The organism is Nocardioides sp. LHG3406-4 (assembly GCF_049897745.1).
GTDB lineage: Bacteria > Actinomycetota > Actinomycetes > Propionibacteriales > Nocardioidaceae > Nocardioides.
On sequence record NZ_JAFCWV010000003.1, the window covers coordinates 21,475 to 39,512 of the forward strand.

Here is an 18,038-nt window from a genome sequence, read left to right on the forward strand (position 1 = left end):
GGGGCCGTCACGTCAGCACCTTGACCTTGGCCTGCTCGTACTCGGTCGGCGAGATGACGCCGCTGTCACGCAGCTCGGCGAGCTCCCGCAGCTCGTCCGAGACGCTGGTGCCTCCGCTGGCGGCCTCCTGCACGAACGCGCGCATGTTGGCCTGCTGGTCGAGCCTGGTCTGCCGGGTGCGCTCGTTCATGGAGTTGCCGCGCGCGAAGATGTAGCAGATGGCACCGAGCCAGGGGATCAGCACGATGAACACGGTCCACATCGCCTTGGCCCCGCCGTTGAGCTCGCGGTCGCGGAAGATGTCACCCAGGATGGCGATGATCATCCAGATCCACGTCATCAGCAGCGTGAACCAGAACATCGAGACGATGACGTCCCACAATCCGAAGTCTTCCATGGGTGTTTTCTCCTTGGCTCTCATGACGGGGACGCATGTCTCTCGTCTGGATCCAGACTGTCGAGCAGGGGTTCCGGCGTGCTCACCCGCGCGGGGTGATTCGTCACGAGGTCTCTGTCGGGGGTGCGGTCCTGCGGGCCCAGGCGGCGTACGACTCGCTCCACGGGGGAGCCGTCAGTCCGTGTGCCAGCACGCTGATGACGACCGCGGCGGCGATCGTCGCCACGACGGTGTCGGCGCCCGGCCACCCGACGAGGGCGTCGTTCGCGATGAGGGCGAAGACGACCGAGGGCAGGCCGCGCGGACCGAACCAGCCGACGAACAGCCTGGTCGGTCCCCGGATCCCCGATCCGGCCAGGCTCAGCGCGACCGGGGCCATCCGAAGCACGGTGAGGGACAGCACGGCCACCAGGAGCGTCCGCCAGTGCACGAGCGAGGCGAGGTACGTCGCGGTGGCTGCGCCGAACAGCATCCAGGCCGCGCCGGCGAGGAGTGCCGAGGTCAGCCTGGTGAGCTCCAGGTCGCCTGACGCCTCGGCCGCCGAGGCATGCGTCGTGGCGTACGTCGTCCCGGCGATGAAGGCCGCCATGAAACCGTTGCCTCCCAGGACGTCCGCGCCGTAGTAGCAGAGCAAGGGGATGACCAGGACCGCCAGCGGGAGCAGGTTGTCCTCGGCCCACCCACGACGACGGGCCGTGCGCAGCACCCGGCCCGCGGCCCGGCCGGTCAACGAGCCGAACGCGACCCCGATCGCGACGGCGAGAAGGGCTCGGAGGGCCCCGTGACTGTTCCCGGGACCATCGGAGATGCCGGCCGCGGCCGCGATGGCGAAGAGCACGACCGGCGTGGCAAGGCCGTCGTTGAGGCCGCTCTCGAGACTCAGCATGCGACGCACGCGCGTCGGCACCCGAGGGTTGAGCACGGTGGCGGCGCTCAGGGTCGAGTCGGTCGGCGCGAGCGCCGCGGCGAGCACCACTGCGAGCCAGACGTCGATGCCCGGGAAGAGCAGGCGCACGAGCAGGAAGGTGCCCACCACCGTCATCGGCAGCGCGACCAGCAGCAGTCGGCCGGTGAGGAAGGACTCGGTGAAGAGGTCCCGCGGCCGCAGCTCGGCAGCCCCGTGGAACAGCAGGAGGGCGAGCGTGGCCTCGGCGACGGCCTTGATGCCCGTGGCCTCGAGGTCGTAGAACGACGTGTTGCCGAGGACGAAGCCGGCGAGCATGAAGACCATCGGCGCCGACACGTAGGCGCGAGCGGCACGCGCCGAGAGAGCCACGAACGCGATGACCACCAAGGCGAACACCGCCATCGTGGCCGACATCGTGAAGTCCTCTCGCCGTCAGTGCGCCGTGCGTGTCCCTCGTGTGGACACGGTCGGCGCGCCCCGGACTACACGTCGTCGAGGGACTCCCCGTCGATGGGCTGCGCGTCGTCCCCGCGCAGGGACCAGGTGAGCTGGAACTCGACCTCCTCCTCGTCGTCACCCCGCTCGTGCTCGATGGAGAACGCCGCGCGCGCCGGCACTCGGATGCGCTCGCCTGCGACCTGGATCCGAAACGGCGCCTCGGACTCGAGGGCGTCCGCCAGACGACGCAGTTTCGCCACGCTCTCCTCGACCGAGTAGACCTTCTCGACGTCGCGCTCTGCCTTGCCCATCCCGGTCAACGCCACTCGTCGGCGCTGTCGGGGTGCGTGGTGACCGCGTAGATGACGAGGATGTCGACGGCGATCATGATCCCCGACCACAGTGGGTACGCGGACAGGAACGCGAGGTTGACGATGGCGCTCAGCATGGCCAGGACGACCGCGACGACGCGTGCCCACGTGGCCCCGGCCAGAAGCGCGCCACCGGCGACAGCCACGAGCACCCCCAGGACGAGATGGGCCCACCCCCAGGTGGTGAAGTCGGCGCTGACCACCAGACCGCTCTGCGTAACCAGGAAGTAGTCCTCCTCGAAGAGCGCCACCAGGCCGGCGATCGCGTGGTACGACCCGAGCATCATCATCATGACCCCTGCGAACACGACCAGGCCGTACCAGCCGGTCCGGGTGGTCGACGCCCGGGTGGTGCCCCGGCGGTCCACTGGGCTGTCCGTCGCCATGTCGGTCTCCTCTGTTCGGACGCTGAGGGCACCAGCATCCGGAACGGAACGACGGCCAGCCTCACCCGTGAGGGGTGACGCGACGTCGACCGGCTGTCAGCACGGTGGGTGGATGCAGCACCCAGCCGCGCAGGCAGTCCTCGAACCGCTCTACGACGTCCTGCTGGCGAGCAGACCGCCGGAGAGCCTCCGGACGCGCTTCCCGGACATGTCGGTGCGGCCGACCGGGGTCCAGACCTCACTGCGGCGAAGGGTGAGCGGACCCTCGCAGCTGGACGTGCTCCTGGAGAAGCTGTGCTCCCTGGGCCTGCCTCTCGTCGACGTGCACCGGTTGCCGGGTGCGACGCGCGAGGAGCAGACCTATGAGGTGCGGATCGAGGGCGAGGTCGGGGAGCCGCTGCTCCGCTACCTCGCCTGGCCGCACCACGTCGTGCCCGGACAGACCCGGGTGCGGATCGCCGCGGCGTCCGGAGACCTCCACCAGTTCCTCAAAGACTGCACCGAGTGTGGTGCGAGCATCCAGCAGGTCCGCAGGGTCGACCCCTCCCGGCAGGTCCAGCCGGCCCGATCGTGACGGCCCGATCGTGATGGCCGGCGCCCACTTCAGCAGAGACCGAGCTGGCGCCCTCGACGTACGGCGTCAACCCGGCGGTTGACGCAGAGCTTGCCGAAGATCCCCTTGAGGTGCGTCTTGACGGTGTTGGCCGACACGTAGAGCGCAGCAGCGATCTCCTCCGTCGAGTACATCTGGGCAAGCAGCTCGAGGACCTGGGTCTCGCGCTCGGTGAGGCTCGCACCCAGCAGCCCGTCCGGCAGGTCCTGGGACCGGGCTGCCGGGCCGCGCACCGCGCTCATCGCGTCGACGTCACGCAAGCTCAGCAGGAAGCCCCGGTGCAGGCGCCTCAGGCCCGGATGACGGTCCACGAGCGGCCGCACCCAGTGCCACTCCCGGCGCACGGGCGTCCGCATGCCCTCCGCAGCGGCCGCGTGAAGGGCGCGGTCGACCAGGCCCTGACCCCGGTCGTGCCTCCCGCGGTCGTCGGCGATGCGTGCCTCCATGAGCCACGCACGCAGCTGGACCGCCAGGGGTGCCCGGTCCAGAGCGCCGGTCACACTGCCCAGCACCGCGTCGGCGCCCCGGACGTCGCCGATGGCAAGGCACGCGGCAGCGATGGTGATGCTGGCCTCGACGACGGCTCCCTGCGGCAGCGGGGTGAGGAGGGCCAGGGCACGGTAGGGCTCGCCGGCCGCGAGCAGGGCGTCCCCCCGCGCGGCCGTCAGCAGGCCTGAGGTCCAGCCGGTGCCCGGGTCCACGCCGGCCTCCGTCGCCTCGGCGAGCAGCCTGACGGCAGCGTCCGGGCGGCGGGCCGCAACGAGAAGTCGCGCCTGCAGCAGGAGTCGCGTGGTGGCCGGCCAGGGCTCCTCCTGCCCGTCGAGGAGCGGCTCCACCAAGTCGATGGTGTGCCCGTCGCCGTCGTGCTCCGCCCGTTCGAAGTGGATCCAGTCCATCGCCAGCCGGGCGTGCTGGGCGCCGGGGCCGTCCGCCCGGCTGCGAGCCGCGAGCGCGAGGCCGGCATGCAGCTCGGCGCGCCGCAGGTCACCCTGGTAGGCCTCGACCAGGGCCAGGTGACCGAGGCAGTTCTGCTGCCCCGGCACCCCGGAGGGTCCCTGGATGCCGCGGCTGAGCGTCGCCGCTGCCTCGGCCAGGTGCCCGTTGGCTGCCTGGAGCAGACCGAGACGGGCGTCCAGGGCCGAGGAGCCCACCGGTCGACGCTGTCCGGGGAGGGTGCGCAACATGCCGGCCGCTTCCACAGGGCCGGTCGCCGTCACCAGCTCCGCCCGCCCCAGGCTGCCGTCCGGCCGTACCTCGACCACGGCCCAGCCTCGCTCGGCGGCGTCGGTGTTCGTCTCGTCGAGCTCGACCGGGACCATCGAGAGCGTCATGGCCATCCCTGGGGGTGTGGGGGTGCTGTCCCCATTGACCTGCCTGCGAGGGTGAGTCCGCCTCACCCGCCGGGCGATCTCACCCGGGTGAGATCGAGGGGTGCACGGGCTCAGACGAGGCCCTGCTGCCGTCCCGCGAGCACGGCCTCGGCCCGCGTGTGCACACCGAGCTTGCGGTAGACGGCGCGGGCATGGGTCTTGACCGTGTTGAACGACAGGTACAGCTCCCCGGCGATCTCCTGCAGGCTCATGCTGCCCTGCAGGAGGCGAAGGATGTCCAGCTCCCGTCCGGTCAGCGCCTCGCCGACGGCGGCCTCGTGGCGGGGACCTTGGAGCAGGCGTCGTACGGCGGCGACCCGGGCGTCGATGGCCTCCATGCCGTCGGTGTAGCGCTCCAGCCGCGAGGCCAGGTCACCGAGGAGGTCACGAGCCGCCTCCGGCTGTCCGACCTCGGCCGCGACGCGGGCATGCACGAGCAGGTGGTGGACCATGCCCCAGGGGCCGTGCGCCGACGTCTCACGGCGGAGCGCGAGCCCCTGCTCGAGGGTGACGAGTGCCTGGTCGACCGATCCTGCGGCCGCGTGGGCCTGCCCGAGCGCCGTGAAGGCGAGCGAGGCCTGGGGCACGGCCCGCAGGCCGTGCGACTCGAGGATCTCCATGGCGGCCTCCGCGCACTCGCGTGCTCGCCCGATGTTGCGCCGCTCGTCCTCCACCAGTGACTCGGTGGCCAGCGCGAGGGCCTGGATGATCGCCGGTGCCCGGTCGCTGCGCCGGGCGTTGGCCAGGGGAGCGAGCGCGCGCTCCAGGTCGCCGGCCACGTAGGCGGCGTGCCCCAGCGTGACGTGGGCCAGCGCGTAGAAGGGCGAGTGCCGGTCGGTCTCGAGCGCCACCGCGCGTTCGGCGCCCCGCATCATCTCGACCGGACCGCCGTAGCCGAAGAGCCCGTGGATCATGGCCATAGCGGACTCGACCGATCGCGAGCCGTCGGGGAGCGGGCCGTGGTCGCGGAAGGCGTCCATGGCCGTGAGCCTGTCGGTCAGGGCCAGCTCGTCACCGATGAGGGCGGCCACCCAGGCAGCGGTCACGCTCGCCGCCGGGTCGGTCGCCTCCGTGGGAGGTCCGATGGCCTGGAGCCAGCCCAGCACGGTCGCGATGCGGCCGGCGTCCACGAACTGCAACCAGTGGCCCTGGACCAGCACGGCCGCGGACTCTGTGTCGCCCGCCGCGATCGAGTGCCTGACCGCCTCGTCGACGTTGCCCCGGGCGGTGAACCACTCGGCGGCGCGGGAGTGCAGCAGGCGGCTGTGTCCGGGGCGTTGAAGCTCCAGCTCACTGCGGGCGACGGCCGCGAAGAGGTGGTGGAAGCGGTACCACCGGCCATCACCGTCCAGGGGGACGAGGAAGAGGTTGGAGTGCTCGAGCTCGCGCAGGATCGACGCGGAGCCGGTGATGCCTGCCACGTGGTCGCACAGCGCGGCCGAGAAGCGGTCGAGGATGGACACGGTCGTGATGAACTCGCGCACCTCGTCCGAGTGCCGGCTGAGCACCTCCTCGGTGAGGTAGTCGCCGATGTAGCGGTTGCCGCCGCTGAAGTCGCGCACGAAGGCGTCGGGGTCCGGGCGTCCTGCGAGGGACAGCAGGGCCAGGTAGATGCCGGCCGGCCAGCCCTCGGTCCGCTGCATGAGCAGCCGCACCGAGTCGACGCCCAGGCCCACGCGTTCCTGGGTGAGGAGCGCATGGGCCTCGTCCGGGGTGAAGCCGAGGTCGCCCGCCCGGATCTCCAGCAGGCCTCCGGACGCGCGCAGCCGTCCCAGGCGCAGGCCGGGATCCGAACGGGTCACGACGACCAGGTGCGCCTGGGGAGGCAGGTGCTCGACGAGGAACTCGACCTGCGTGTGGCAGCTGGCCTCTCGGACGAAGTGGAAGTCGTCAAGTACCAGCACGATGTCCTCACGCGACGCGGCGAGGGCATCGACGATGGCGGACAGCATCGATCCCGGGGCGACGACATCGCTCCCCACCCGGTGGTTGGGCCGGTTCGAGTCCAGCCGGCAGCCCGCTCGCTCCAGCGCTGCGGCGACATGGGCCCACAGCCGGTTGGGGTCGTTGTCGCCGGAGTCCAGCGACACCCATCCCGCGCGTGGGCGGGTCTCCTCGAGCCACTGGGCCACCAGGATCGTCTTGCCGTACCCGGCCGGGGCGGCGACCAGGGTGACCGGGTGGTCGCACGCACCAGCCATGCGACGGACCAGTCGCCGGCGGTGCAGCCAGTCCTCGCGGCTGGGGGGCCAGTGCAGCTTCGCCTCCAGGAAGGAGTCGACCGACGCTCCGAGCGCGGCAGCATCGCCGGGCTCCGTCGACTCGTTGCCCGTCATGGGCCCTCGCTCCCTCGTGCCCTGCGACCTCCCGGTCTAGGCTCGCGGTGTGTCGCGACCTTGCGGTGAGCTGGACCACACCGCGACATCCGCGCGACGGGCCTTGGTGGCAGCGTGCGTCGGCAACTCAGTCGAGTGGTACGACTTCGCCATCTACGGCGCCCTCGGCGTGCTGGTCACTCCGGTGTTCTATCCCTCCCAGGACACCGCAACCGTACTCTTGGCCGCTTTCGCCGTCTATGCGACCGCGTTTCTGGTGAGACCTGTGGGGGCGGTGGTGTTCGGCGTCCTGGCCGACGCGCGGGGGCGCAAGCCGGTGCTCGTCGGCGTGGTGCTGCTCATGAGTGGCGCGACCGCCGCGATCGGTGTCCTGCCCGGCTACGCGACCATCGGCGTCCTGGCCTCGTGCGGCATCCTCCTCCTGCGTGCCACGCAGGGGCTCGCAGCCGGTGGGGAGCTGGGCCTCGCGGCCGTGTTCATCACCGAGTCCGCACCGGATGGACGGCGCGGCGCCTTCGCGGCGTGGCACACGGCCACGCTGGCCGTCGGGGTCGCGGCGGGTCTCACCGTCGGCGGGCTGCTCCACCTCCTGCCACCCGCGCGGCTGGAGGCCGGCTGGTGGCGCATCGCGTTCCTGGTGGCACTGCCACTGGGCGCCGTGGGCTTCTACCTGCGGCGTCGGGTGGCGGAGTCGCCGCTGTTCGTGCAGGCGCTCCGCAGCCAAGCGCTCGAGCCGCACCCGGTCCGGTTGCTGTGGACCGGCCATCGCCGCGCGTGGCTGACCGGATTCGCGTTCATCGCGTCGGGGTCGCTGGCCTTCAACACGTTCTTCATCTTCCTGCCCAACCACCTGATCGCCACGACCGACCTGTCTCCCACAGCGGTGCTGCTCGTCGCGGTCGTAGGCCTGCTCGGCGGCGCGGCGTCGGCACTCGTGCTGGGGTCGCTCTCCGACCGTGTGGGGCGCCGGCCGGTGGTCCTGGTGTCCGTGGGCCTGCTGGCGCTCGGCGCCGTACCCCTCCTCGCGATGGCCAGGAGCGGCTCGGTGGGGGCCCTGCTGATCGCCGACCTGCTGTCGGGTGGGCTGGTCGGCGGTGTCCTGTCGGTCGCGCTGCTGGCCGAGATGTTCCCCACCGGCCTGCGCGCCACCGGGGTCGCTCTGACCGCCGGCCTGGCCTCGGCCGCGGTGGGCGGGACGGCACCCTTCATCGACCAGGTGCTCTTCCAGACGACCGGTCAGGCGATGGCTCCGGCCCTCTACGTCGCCACGGTCGCGCTGCTCGCGTTCGCGGCCCTGTGGTCCTGGCCGGAGAGCGCCTTCGGCGACCTCGGCCGGGGCGCTCAGACCTCGGTGGACGACGCGTCCGGTAAGTCGTCGGGGGCCTCGGGTTCGTAGTCCATCTCCTTGCGGACGTCGACGAGCAGGAAGCCCTCGCGGCGCAGGGCCTCGAGCACCCCGTGCAGCTCGGCCTCGTCGGCCAGGTCGGCGCGGATGGTGCTGCCAGCGACGTCGACCGTCACGGTGACGCCCTCGAAGTCCTCGAGGACGCGGGGCGGCACCTCTCCGACGGCACGGATCTCGTAGGCGGCTCTCGACATGGGGGTCTCGATTCGGCGACGTACGGCGATGACCGGACCACCATGCTCCTCGCACCGGGTCGGGCGAGTCACCCTTCGCGGGTGACGCCACCCCCGGCGACGGTCGCACGGTGGACCATGCCCAGCTCCGAGCAACCCGCCAGCCACAGCACGCGGCCCTCCGACGAGGTTGCCCGTCTTCAGGACGAGGTCGCACGCCTCCGGGCGCCGCTCGCCGCTCAGGAGCTGCTCACCTCGCCGGCGTGGCTGGTGGCGGCCGGTGGTGGCCGGGCTGCTGATCGCCATGGCGGCGCTGCTGGCGCCCCTGTCGGTACTCGCCACCTGGGCCGGCGGTCAGATCCAAGACACGGACCGGTACCTCGCGACAGTGGCCCCGCTCGCCGACGACCCTGACGTCCAGGACGCTGTCGCCGCGCGCATCGAGGAGGTCGTCTTCTCCTACCTCGACCTCGACGCCGCCACCGACCAGCTGATCACCGCGCTGGAGGCGCCGGGACGCCCGCCGGAGGCGGCCGACACGCTGCGCGCGCTGTCGGGGCCGCTGACCAGCGGGGTGCGCAGCTTCGTGCGCGACCGGATCGACGCCCTCGTGCGCTCTGATGCGATCGCGAAGGCCCGGGTCGAGGCCAAGCGCACGGCGCAATCCGAGCCGGTCGCCGCCCTCACCGGCAAGACCGACGGCGCCGTGGAGATCAGCACGGCCAGGTCTCGGTCAACCTGGCCGTGCTGATCGACGCCGTGAAGTCCCAGCTGTCGGACGCGGGCTTCGGCATCGCCGAACGGATCCCCGAGGTTGAGGCGTCCTAGGCACTCGTGCGCTCCGACGACCTGTCCCGGGTGCAGAGACTCCTCGGGTTCGTCGACGACCTCGCGCTCTGGCTGCCCGTGCTGGGACTGGCCCTGATCGCGACGGCGGTGGTCGTCGCCCGTGACCGCTCGCGGGTGCTGCTCGTCTCCGGCCTCGACACCAGGCTGGGGGTCGCGCTGGCGCAGTACCGCGGACCGCTCCGGGTCGCGATCGTGGGCATCGCCGCCCTGGGCTACCTCGCGCAGGACCATCCGACCGGCGGCACGGCCCTGCTGTTCGTCCTGGTGACCGGCTTCGCGCTGCTGGTCGTCGAGTGCTCGCGAGCGATCCCCCGGAGACGGACCGGGCGACGACCTCGGTCGCCGCGCCGACCGAGGTCCCGTGACGATGAGGCCCGGTCCTACTCGGGCTGCGGCTCGAAGACCCGCACGGTGAAGAACAGCAGCAGCGCGGTGACGGCGGAGATGAGTATCGCGGCCAGAATCGTGGCCAGCACCCCGCCGACGTCGAGGGCGTCCGTCAGTCCCGCGGTGATGGCGAGCAGCGCGCCGTTGACGACCAGGCCGAAGAGGCCGAGTGTCACCATGGTCAGCGGCAGGGACACCAGCCTGAGCAGCGGGCCGATCAGGGCGTTGACGAGGCCGAACAGCAGGGCGACCCCCAGGAGCGCGACGAGTCCTCCGTCGATCTCCACCGACGGGACGAGGGCGGCGGTGACGGCGATGGCGGCAGCCACGACGAGCCACACGACGATCAGCTGCTTCAACATGACGACTCCTGGGGTCGAGGGCGGGGCAGCGCGGGAACGGCCTCCACCGCACGGTAGGAGCGACGCCCGGCGCAACGCTCACCTGCCACGGGTGAACCGGCGACGTCGGTACGACGGCACTGTCGGCCTGGAGCCACGACTGCCGACCGCGAAGGGTGAAGCCAGATGACTGAGACGCCACAGGAGCTACGCGGGCCGATCGACTTCGTGCTCATCGAGTTCCAGGGCGATCGGCTCACGGGTGGGGGAGCGGAAGCCCTGCTCGAGCTCGTGGAGTGGGGGATCGTCAGCGTCTACGACATCCAGGTCATCGGCAAGGACGCCGACGGGGCGGTGCACGCCGTCGAGCTGACCGACCCCGCTTCGGGGCTCGGCGGCTTCGCCCGCCTGGCCTGGGCCGTCTCGGGGCTGCTCGACGAGTCCGACATCGCCGAGGCCGCCGGCGCGATGGAGCCCGGCACCCTCGCCGTCCTGGTGGTCTACGAGAACACCTGGGCCATCCCCTTCATCACTGCTGCCTGGGAGTCCGGAGGACGCCTGATCGCCAGCGCTCGGCTTGCCGAGCAGGACGTCACGCGTGCACTCGACGAGCTCGACGCCCACCTCACGACCAACGCAGGAGAATGACATGTCACTGTTGCGAGGCATCGCCCGAACCGCCGTGATCTCCGGGACCGCGACCGCGGTGAGCGGGCGGGTCGCGCGTCGGCAGGCCGCCCGGTTCGCCGAGGACGACGCCAGGACGGCCGTCCTCCGCCAGCGGGCCTACCAGGAGCAGGTGGGGCAGGCGCCGCCCTCCGCAACACCATCGACCGACGACGTCATCACGCAGCTGCGTGCCCTCGCCGACCTCAAGGCGCAGGGGATCCTCACCGACGACGAGTTCCAGGAGCAGAAGGCCCGCATCTTGGCGCGCTGACGAACCGGTTCCCGCGGCGAGCCATGGCCTGCTCAGTGCAGCAGCTCCTCGGTCGGCGCCGTCTCGCCGACCGACTCGAGGGCGGACCGGAGGAAGAACGGCCCGATGGCCTCATTGAGGACCACGGTGCCGATCACGACGGTCGCGAGGGTGTCACCGAACCTGGGGTAGGTCTCCGCGACGGTGGCCGCCAGTGCGAGCGCGATGCCGGCCTGCGGCACGAAGGCCTTCCAGGCCACCTTCCGCACCTGGTCGCTCTCGCCCGCAACCGTCATCGCCGTGCGGGAGCCCACCCAGAGCCCCGCACCGCGTACGACCCACAGCAGCGCGGCGGGGACGGCGGCGGCCAGGAGGGCATCCAGGTGCAGCCCCAGGCCCGTCAAGGTGAAGAAGACCACGTAGACCGGCGGCGCCAGCCTCTCGAGGAGCTCGGCGAAGGGTCCCTCCGCGGCGGTGTTCGCCACCAGCACCCCGGCGATCATCGCGACCAGCAGGGACTCCACCTCGGCATGGACGTCCAGTCGAGACTCTGCCCAGTGCACGGCCACGACCGCCAGCCACACGCTCGCTGCCGAGGCCGCCACGATGAGGAGCGCCGCGCTCCGGAAGCTGCCGGCCCGGCGTACGACGAAGATCAGGAATGCGCCGACGACCAGCCCGGCAGCCACGGACAGCAGCAGCCCCACCGTCACCCCGGCCACCAGGCTGCCGAGGGACGCATCGTCACCCAGCAGCGCGTTGGCCGCCGTCAGCGCCACCGAGAAGCCGACGACTACCACGACGTCCATCACCACCGTCGCGCCCAGGACGAGCCTGGTGAAGGGACCAGCCGCGCGAGACTCCGAGATGACGGCGATGGCCTCTGGTGGCGACAGGGCCAGCATGATCGTCCCGGTGAGCAGCGCTGCGGCGACGGTCACCGACGTCTCCTGGTCGCGCAGGACGAACGCGACGATCCCCGACGCGAACAGCGGCACGGCGACGCTCATGCCCACGACCTGCAGGCCGATCGCGCGTGCCTGGCGACGGATCGCCGGCCACACCAGGTGGCTGCCCGCGACGAAGCCGATGACGCCGAGGGCGACCGACGACACACCGGGGAAGGCCACGTCCGCGGCGTCACGGGCGTGGGAGATGGCCAGCCCGGCCAGAGCGCCGACCGCCAGGTAGACGGGCAGTCGCGGCACATGGCGCTTGGCCAGCACCTCGCCGGCGAGGTACGCGACGACACAGATCGCACCCAGGACTGCGATTCGACCGATGTCCATCTGCGTCTCCTGAGCGCGGCCGGGATCCGTACACCAGCGTGAAGGGTCAGCATGCGCACGGCCACGCACCCCGGTGACTCACCCGGGGCGGGTGAACCTCGCCTGGCGTCGCCCGAGCTCGGCGCGTGAGTGCTCGGGCGCTCCGGTGGCCGAGACGTTGAGCGGGAACTATCGTGCGGGCATGGCAGAAGGAACCGGCGCCCCGGAGCCGAACCTCATGGACATGTTCGACGCGGATTCCAAGGACCGCCTGATCTGCCGGGTGTGCGGTTCGCTGGTCGCCGGCGCCGGCGACTACCCGAAGGCCCACTGGGACTGGCACGAGGCCTCCAACGGCGCCTGACCGCCGTTCCTAGGCACCCTGCCACAGGGGCTCGATCTCACCTCGTACGACCAGCTGCTCGAGTGCCAGGGAGCAGCCCGACTGCCACTGCCACTGCCGGTCCTCGAACGAACCACGGCCTCGCCGGCGCACGAGCCGGCGTCGTCGCCGCGCTGCGCATGGTGCGAGCACTGCCCTTGTGCGGCCATCGATCCGGCCCCGGGCAGGTCGGGGTCGTAGGTGTGCGCGTCGGCGAGCTCAGCCAGGGCCGCCGTGACCGACGCCGCCAGCACCGACCCCGGTGAGCGCCACGGACACGTCCGCCTCGAGCAGTCGCCGTACTCCGTTCGCCATCTGCTGCGCGCCCCTCGGTGACCACGGGGCCGGGCTCGACACCGAGTACGTCGAACGTCATGGATCCGTCGTGGGCGACCACGGCTCCCAGCCAGGTGGTCACGTTTGCCGGAGGTCAGTGACTCGGGGTGCGGAGTGGTGTCGGTGATGGCCGTCCTCCGCAGATCGGGCGGATCCTTGCCCGTGTCAGGTACCCAGCGGGATCGTGCGGAAACCGTGACCGGCGTTTCCGGGGCGCGGTGCTGGGTACCTCGAGGCATGACTCACGAGCGCACAGCAGACGACCCGTCGGCAGCGGACGACACCGCTGCGGGCGGCCAGGTCTCCGAGGTGTCGGGGCTGGACCCCGACGGTCCCGACCCGATCTCCCCGTCGGACGCGACGGCAGGCAGCCCGGACGCCGAGTCCGGTCGCCCTCAGGAGGGCACGGCGGGACCTGACGCTCCGCCGCGGCACGGCATCCCGGAGGAGAGCAACGAGTCCTCCCGCTGACCTGCGCCTCGACGCCCGGGCGTGCGGGTTGAACCCCGCCGGTGGGCGCGGCATCGTGAAGAGGTCGTCAGAGGTTTGCAGAGGAGGCAGTCATGCCCCAGCAGGGATGGAGCAAGAAGCGCGAGCGCCAGTACGACCACATCAAGGAGGGCCTCGAGGAGCGCGGGCACAGTGAGGAGAAGGCGGAGGAGATCGCGGCCCGCACCGTCAACAAGGAGCGGGCACGTGCCGGCGAGGCGAAGGAGAGCAGTGAGCTCTCCACGAAGGACATCTCCTCGGGCCGCCGCGGCGGGCTCCGCTCCCACACCGGCGGCGGAGGGCGCACCCGCGACCAGCTCTACAACGAGGCCAAGGACAAGGGCGTCAAGGGCCGGTCGAAGATGACCAAGGCCGAGCTCGAGAAGGCCGTGGGGCGCTAGGGCTGTGGGTAGTCGCCGCGCCGCTCACCGACGAGGGGTACGACGGCCCAGCACACCGCGAAGAACGTCAGGGCCACGCCGAGGGCGACCAAGCCGGGCGCGGTCCCGAGCGCGACGTCGAACACGAGGAAGAGCACACCGGAGCTGGTCAGCGCGAGCAGCGCCAGGCCGACCCGGGCGCACCGGTTCGCAGCCTCGACCAGCCAGCGTCGCTGCCGGCGCCGGAAGAGCACGCGGTGGAAGGCCACCGGTGCGACCACCAGGCCCGTGGTGAGCACGGCCCCGGCCATCACCACCAGGTACGTGGTCACCTGCAGCCGGTCGAGGTCCTCGAACCGCTCGGTGAACGGCACCGTGAGCAGGAACCCGGTGAGGATCTGGACCCCGGTCTGGGTGACCCTCAGCTCCTGCAGGAGCTCGTTCCAGTTGCGGTCGATCGTCTTGCGATCGTTGGGGTCCGCGGCATCCATCGGCACACGGTACGCGCGCTCAGCGCTCGGTCGAGGTCGTCCCTCCGCAGCCGCCGAGGCGGCGGCCGTGGCCCATGGCGCCGAAGCCGATGAAGAAGATCAGCACCCACAGCGGCCAGCCCGTGAGCACGGTGAGCACGATCAGCACCGCGAGGACGGGCAGGAACGGCAGTGCCCGCAGCCTCTGCCACGGGACCCGCGACCGAGCGGGCCGCGACGGCCGCGGCGGCTCGGGCTGGAGGCGCGGCAGGTCCTCGAAGATCGGCGCCAGGTCGCCCGCCGTACGGGCGGTCCAGATGGCGTCGAGCCGCTCGTCGTACTCGTCGTTGCCAAGCCGCCCGTGGGCGAAGTGGTCGGCCAGGTCGGCGGCTGCGCGCTCGCGCTCCGCGTCCCCGATGCGCAGGATGTGGTTCATGGCCGGAACTCCTCCTCGTCGTCGATGTCGGGCTCGGCGGCGGGAGCGGCGCCGTCGGCCAAGATGCCGTAGAGCTCGCGCCGGGTGGCGACCAGCGTGTCGACGGCCGCGCGACGCTGCTGGTCGGAGCCCTGCGTCACGATCTGCCAGACCGCGCCCATGACCTGGCCGATCTCGGCCTTCAGGTCCGGGCTGCCGGACCGGGTGCCGGATCCGGTGGGACGCTCGCGGCGCTCGAACGGCGCCCACACTCTCGTGAGCTCCTCGGCGTGCTCTTCGGCGTAAGCCTCCCCGGTGGCGGTGAGGCGCAGCGTCCGGCGGCCGCGCTCGTCGTCGGACTCGACGAGCCCCTCGTCCTGGAGCTGCTGGATGGTCGGGTAGACCGACCCGGGGCTGGGCCGCCACGCGTCGTTGCTGCGCTCGGCGATCTGCTGGATCACCTGGTAGCCGTTGACGGACGTGCCGTCGACGGCGGCCTGCCGGAGCACGTCGATGATCGCCATCCGCACGTCGCCGCGGCGCACCTTGGGGCCGGGCTGCTGAGAGGGAGCTCCGGCCGCGCCCATCCCGAAGAAGCCCTGCAGCCACGGCGGCGGGCCGCCGTGCCCGCGTCGCCCTCCCCAGCCCGGGTTGTCGGTCCAGCCCTGCCAGTGCCCACCATGTCCGTGTCCCATCGCGGTTCCTCCCTACGACAAAGCTGTCGACGCATCGCGTCATAGTCACGATATATCGCGAGCGTACGTCGACACATCGGCGTGCACAAGTGGATTCCTGCTGTCTGAAGGTCGGCGCCGGCGGTGGACGGACGGAGACGACCGGCCATGGCGGGACGGAGCGGGTACGGATACGCTCGGTGCATCCGGATGACCCGTCCGCCCCTGAGGGAGCCAGCGCGTGCGAGAGATCGTCGTCTTCAGCGGCTCCGCACATCGGCCACTCGCCGCCTCGATCTGCGACGCGCTCGGGGTCGAGCTGAGTCCTGTCGAGCTGACCCGGTTCAGCAACGACTGCCTCCAGGCGCAGCTGCTCGCCAACTGCCGACAGCGCGACGTCTACATCGTCCAGCCGCTGTCCCCGCCCACGCAGGACCACCTGATGGAGCTGCTCTTGATGGTGGACGCCGCGCGCGGCGCCTCCGCCCAGCAGATCACCGCGGTCATCCCGTACTTCGCGTATGCGCGCTCGGACAAGAAGGATGCCTCGCGCATCTCCATCGGCGGCCGCCTGGTCGCCGACATGCTCGTGGCGGCGGGTGTCCACCGGGTGCTGACGATGAGCCTGCACGCGCCGCAGGTGCACGGTTTCTTCTCCGTCCCGGTCGACCACCTGACCGCCCTCGGGGTGCTCGCCGACCACTTCCAGGGCCAGGACCTCACCGACGCGGTCGTGGTGTCCCCGGACTTCGGCAACGCCAAGACCGCGAGCCAGTTCGCCCGGTTGCTGGGCCTTCCCGTGGCTGCGGGCAGCAAGAAGCGTCTGGCCGACGACCAGGTCGTCATCGACGCGATCGTCGGTGACGTCGAGGGCAAGCGGGCGATCGTCCTCGATGACGAGATCGCCACCGGCGGCTCGATCGTCGAGCTGCTCGACCGGCTCGCCGAGCAGGGCTGCACCGAGGCGGCCGTGGCGTGCACCCACGGCCTCTTCGTCGGCAAGGCGCTCGAGCGGTTGCGCGAGCACCCGATGATCTCCGAGGTCATCACCACCGACACGGTGCCGCCGCCGTTCGACTGGCCGGACCTGAAGGTGCGCACGGTCGCGGGGCTGTTCGCCTCGGCCATCGACCGCATCCACGACGGTGAGTCCGTGAGCAGCCTCTTCGACGGGGTCGACCCCGCCCACGGCCCGCCGCAGCCACGCCTGTTCGACTGACGCTCCTGGCTCTGTGTCAACCTAGGGTTGACACGCGCTCAAGCAACCTGCGCTGTGAGAGGTGTGCCGGACCCGGCTGCCGGGCGGGTCAGCGGGGCGGGAGGCCGGACGGCGTGCAGAGCTGCTTGGAGATGCCGTCGGTGTCGTCCTCGATGATGTGCTGGAACATCTGCTGGGAGCGCTCGTCGTCCCAGTTGACCGCGAGGTCGCGGATCGGCACGCCACAGGTCAGTCCCTTGCTCCCGTCGACCCGGGTCATCGCGACGCCGAAACGGCCGAGCGAGAAGGCGCTGGTGCCGTCGCTCACGTTGAACGATCGTGCCGAGGCCATGGCGAGGTTGTAGTAGCGGACCGGGTTGAGGACCGTCCACGGCGAGAGGGCCTCGCTGCCGATCGCCGACACGACCTCGCGCTGGTGCTGGGCCCGCTTGATGTCCCCGAGCTGCTGCGACGTGTGTCGCGAGCGGGCGTAGCCCAGGGCGGTCTTGCCGTCGGCCTCCTGGCAGCCCTTGGGGATGTCCAGGTTGGCCAGCGGGTCCTTCATCGCGTTGTTGGGGCAGATCTCGACGCCGCCGAGGGCGTCGACCATGCCGACGAAGCCACCGAAGCCGATCTCGACGTAGTCGTCGATGCGGATCCCGGTGTTCTGCTCGATCGTCTGCACGAGCAGCTTCGGGCCGCCGTACGCATAGGCGGCGTTAATCTTGGTGCTGTCGTGACCGGGGATGGCGACGATCGAGTCGCGAGGGATCGACATGAGCAGGTTGGGGCCGGATCCGGTGTGCAGCAGCATGATCGTGTCGGTGCGCTGGCCGACGTCCCCGCCCGTGCCGAGCTGCTTGCGCTCCTCCTCGGTGAGGTCGGCGCGGGAGTCGCTGCCGACCAGGAGGTACGTCGTTCCGGGCTGGTCGCCCGGGCGGTCGCCGCCGGGCATGGCGTCGACCTTCGAGACCTTCGTCCATGCCCAGAACGGCACCGCGACCAGGAAGACCAGCCACAGGATCAGCACCCACTTGACCCAGCGAAGGCGCACGCGCGGCAGCCGGCGTGGCCGCGACGGCCCTCGCCCGCCGCTGTCGCGGCCGGTGCCCGGTCCGCGCGGAGGTGGCGGTACGTCGGCGGGGGAGGTCTGGGTGGCAGCACCCTGCTCGCGCTCGCCGCGCGCCCGGTCGGCGCGCGACATGGTGGGCAGCACGCGGGTCTCGTCGGTGCGGGGCCTGCTCGCCCGGGGCACGGCGCGCGTGGCGTCGTCCGGCGGCGGGCCGTCGTGGCCCTTGCCGTAGAGCCAGTCGTACTCGGGCGTGCCCTCCTCCGGGCCACCCTTTCCCGGGGGACGTCCTGCCATGGCCGAGACGCTACCGTGCGAGTCATGAGCGAAGCGCGCGGCAGCGGCGGTCCGGAGCCGGGTGTCGACGGTGAGGATGCTGTCGCGCTGCGAGCGAATCAGACGAGTCAGGGCGAAGCGCGCGGCAGCGGCGGTCCGGAGCCGGGTGTCGACGGTGAGGATGCTGTC

The 18,038-nt window shown here is 71.4% G+C and carries 23 protein-coding genes; 9 read left to right on the forward strand and 14 right to left on the reverse strand.

The window, feature by feature from the left end; all coding sequences use genetic code 11:
- Positions 1–7: 7 nt before the first annotated feature.
- From ACP7BP_RS11825 to ACP7BP_RS11840, 4 genes are all read right to left on the reverse strand, one after another.
- Positions 8–397, reverse strand: a complete 390-nt coding sequence (locus ACP7BP_RS11825) for an SHOCT domain-containing protein (RefSeq protein WP_426244821.1) — start codon at positions 395–397, stop codon at positions 8–10.
- Positions 398–500: 103 nt separating this feature from the next.
- Complete coding sequence (locus ACP7BP_RS11830) at positions 501–1,718, reverse strand: cation:proton antiporter (protein ID WP_426244822.1); 1,218 nt, start codon at positions 1,716–1,718, stop codon at positions 501–503.
- Between the two features lie 68 nt (positions 1,719–1,786).
- A complete protein-coding gene (locus ACP7BP_RS11835) occupies positions 1,787–2,053 on the reverse strand; it encodes an amphi-Trp domain-containing protein (RefSeq protein WP_426244823.1) in 267 nt (88 codons plus the stop codon).
- 5 nt (positions 2,054–2,058) lie between these two features.
- Positions 2,059–2,499: a DUF7144 family membrane protein gene (locus tag ACP7BP_RS11840; RefSeq protein ID WP_426244824.1), complete on the reverse strand. Its 441-nt coding sequence runs from the start codon at positions 2,497–2,499 to the stop codon at positions 2,059–2,061.
- 112 nt (positions 2,500–2,611) lie between these two features.
- On the opposite strand from ACP7BP_RS11840, the gene ACP7BP_RS11845 reads away from it, so the two are divergent.
- Positions 2,612–3,073 carry a hypothetical protein gene (locus tag ACP7BP_RS11845; protein ID WP_426244825.1) on the forward strand — a complete coding sequence of 154 codons (462 nt, stop codon included), beginning with the start codon at positions 2,612–2,614 and terminating at the stop codon, positions 3,071–3,073.
- 29 nt (positions 3,074–3,102) lie between these two features.
- Here ACP7BP_RS11845 and ACP7BP_RS11850 read toward each other — a convergent pair whose 3' ends face one another.
- Both ACP7BP_RS11850 and ACP7BP_RS11855 read right to left on the reverse strand, forming a co-directional pair.
- Positions 3,103–4,443, reverse strand: coding sequence for a helix-turn-helix domain-containing protein (locus tag ACP7BP_RS11850; RefSeq protein ID WP_426244826.1), 1,341 nt, complete (start codon positions 4,441–4,443; stop codon positions 3,103–3,105).
- A gap of 110 nt (positions 4,444–4,553) precedes the next feature.
- Positions 4,554–6,818, reverse strand: a complete 2,265-nt coding sequence (locus ACP7BP_RS11855) for a LuxR C-terminal-related transcriptional regulator (protein ID WP_426244827.1) — start codon at positions 6,816–6,818, stop codon at positions 4,554–4,556.
- A 106-nt stretch (positions 6,819–6,924) separates the two neighbouring features.
- Here ACP7BP_RS11855 and ACP7BP_RS11860 point away from each other — a divergent pair, with 106 nt between their 5' ends.
- Positions 6,925–8,214, forward strand: a complete 1,290-nt coding sequence (locus tag ACP7BP_RS11860) for an MFS transporter (protein WP_426244828.1) — start codon at positions 6,925–6,927, stop codon at positions 8,212–8,214.
- Here ACP7BP_RS11860 and ACP7BP_RS11865 read toward each other — a convergent pair.
- Positions 8,160–8,417 carry a hypothetical protein gene (locus ACP7BP_RS11865; RefSeq protein WP_426244829.1) on the reverse strand — a complete coding sequence of 86 codons (258 nt, stop codon included), beginning with the start codon at positions 8,415–8,417 and terminating at the stop codon, positions 8,160–8,162. The genes ACP7BP_RS11860 and ACP7BP_RS11865 overlap by 55 nt on opposite strands.
- Before the next feature lie 262 nt (positions 8,418–8,679).
- Between ACP7BP_RS11865 and ACP7BP_RS11870 the strand changes: the two genes are divergently transcribed.
- Entirely contained in the window at positions 8,680–9,147 is a 468-nt protein-coding gene (locus tag ACP7BP_RS11870) for a hypothetical protein (protein WP_426244830.1), read from the forward strand.
- 478 nt (positions 9,148–9,625) lie between these two features.
- On the opposite strand, the gene ACP7BP_RS11875 is transcribed toward ACP7BP_RS11870, so the two are convergent.
- On the reverse strand, positions 9,626–9,994 hold the full coding sequence (locus ACP7BP_RS11875; protein ID WP_426244831.1) for a phage holin family protein: 369 nt from the start codon (positions 9,992–9,994) through the stop codon (positions 9,626–9,628).
- Positions 9,995–10,159: 165 nt separating this feature from the next.
- On the opposite strand from ACP7BP_RS11875, the gene ACP7BP_RS11880 reads away from it, so the two are divergent.
- Both ACP7BP_RS11880 and ACP7BP_RS11885 read left to right on the forward strand, forming a co-directional pair.
- Positions 10,160–10,621: a DUF6325 family protein gene (locus tag ACP7BP_RS11880; protein WP_426244832.1), complete on the forward strand. Its 462-nt coding sequence runs from the start codon at positions 10,160–10,162 to the stop codon at positions 10,619–10,621.
- Between the two features lies 1 nt (position 10,622).
- Positions 10,623–10,913, forward strand: a complete 291-nt coding sequence (locus tag ACP7BP_RS11885) for an SHOCT domain-containing protein (RefSeq protein ID WP_426244833.1) — start codon at positions 10,623–10,625, stop codon at positions 10,911–10,913.
- A gap of 32 nt (positions 10,914–10,945) precedes the next feature.
- On the opposite strand, the gene ACP7BP_RS11890 is transcribed toward ACP7BP_RS11885, so the two are convergent.
- Entirely contained in the window at positions 10,946–12,181 is a 1,236-nt protein-coding gene (locus ACP7BP_RS11890) for a cation:proton antiporter (protein ID WP_426244834.1), read from the reverse strand.
- Positions 12,182–12,362: 181 nt separating this feature from the next.
- On the opposite strand from ACP7BP_RS11890, the gene ACP7BP_RS11895 reads away from it, so the two are divergent.
- Positions 12,363–12,524 carry a hypothetical protein gene (locus ACP7BP_RS11895; RefSeq protein WP_426244835.1) on the forward strand — a complete coding sequence of 54 codons (162 nt, stop codon included), beginning with the start codon at positions 12,363–12,365 and terminating at the stop codon, positions 12,522–12,524.
- A 237-nt stretch (positions 12,525–12,761) separates the two neighbouring features.
- Here ACP7BP_RS11895 and ACP7BP_RS11900 read toward each other — a convergent pair whose 3' ends face one another.
- Complete coding sequence (locus ACP7BP_RS11900) at positions 12,762–12,899, reverse strand: CinA family protein (RefSeq protein ID WP_426244836.1); 138 nt, start codon at positions 12,897–12,899, stop codon at positions 12,762–12,764.
- 216 nt (positions 12,900–13,115) lie between these two features.
- Here ACP7BP_RS11900 and ACP7BP_RS11905 point away from each other — a divergent pair, with 216 nt between their 5' ends.
- Together ACP7BP_RS11905 and ACP7BP_RS11910 are read left to right on the forward strand one after the other, a co-directional pair.
- Positions 13,116–13,349 carry a hypothetical protein gene (locus ACP7BP_RS11905; RefSeq protein WP_426244837.1) on the forward strand — a complete coding sequence of 78 codons (234 nt, stop codon included), beginning with the start codon at positions 13,116–13,118 and terminating at the stop codon, positions 13,347–13,349.
- Between the two features lie 92 nt (positions 13,350–13,441).
- A complete protein-coding gene (locus ACP7BP_RS11910) occupies positions 13,442–13,768 on the forward strand; it encodes a plasmid stabilization protein (RefSeq protein ID WP_426244838.1) in 327 nt (108 codons plus the stop codon).
- Here ACP7BP_RS11910 and ACP7BP_RS11915 read toward each other — a convergent pair.
- From ACP7BP_RS11915 to ACP7BP_RS11925, 3 genes are read right to left on the reverse strand one after another with little or no spacing between them, the layout of a single operon-like run.
- Positions 13,765–14,238 carry a DUF6328 family protein gene (locus tag ACP7BP_RS11915; RefSeq protein ID WP_426244839.1) on the reverse strand — a complete coding sequence of 158 codons (474 nt, stop codon included), beginning with the start codon at positions 14,236–14,238 and terminating at the stop codon, positions 13,765–13,767. The genes ACP7BP_RS11910 and ACP7BP_RS11915 overlap by 4 nt on opposite strands.
- A gap of 19 nt (positions 14,239–14,257) precedes the next feature.
- Positions 14,258–14,653, reverse strand: coding sequence for a DUF1707 domain-containing protein (locus ACP7BP_RS11920; RefSeq protein ID WP_426244840.1), 396 nt, complete (start codon positions 14,651–14,653; stop codon positions 14,258–14,260).
- Positions 14,650–15,327: a PadR family transcriptional regulator gene (locus tag ACP7BP_RS11925; protein ID WP_426244841.1), complete on the reverse strand. Its 678-nt coding sequence runs from the start codon at positions 15,325–15,327 to the stop codon at positions 14,650–14,652. The genes ACP7BP_RS11920 and ACP7BP_RS11925 overlap by 4 nt, the downstream gene beginning before the upstream one ends.
- A 220-nt stretch (positions 15,328–15,547) precedes the next feature.
- Here ACP7BP_RS11925 and ACP7BP_RS11930 point away from each other — a divergent pair, with 220 nt between their 5' ends.
- Positions 15,548–16,525, forward strand: a complete 978-nt coding sequence (locus ACP7BP_RS11930; RefSeq protein ID WP_426244842.1) for a ribose-phosphate diphosphokinase — start codon at positions 15,548–15,550, stop codon at positions 16,523–16,525.
- An 88-nt stretch (positions 16,526–16,613) separates the two neighbouring features.
- On the opposite strand, the gene ACP7BP_RS11935 is transcribed toward ACP7BP_RS11930, so the two are convergent.
- Positions 16,614–17,870: an LCP family protein gene (locus ACP7BP_RS11935; RefSeq protein WP_426245427.1), complete on the reverse strand. Its 1,257-nt coding sequence runs from the start codon at positions 17,868–17,870 to the stop codon at positions 16,614–16,616.
- Between the last annotated feature and the right edge of the window lie 168 nt (positions 17,871–18,038).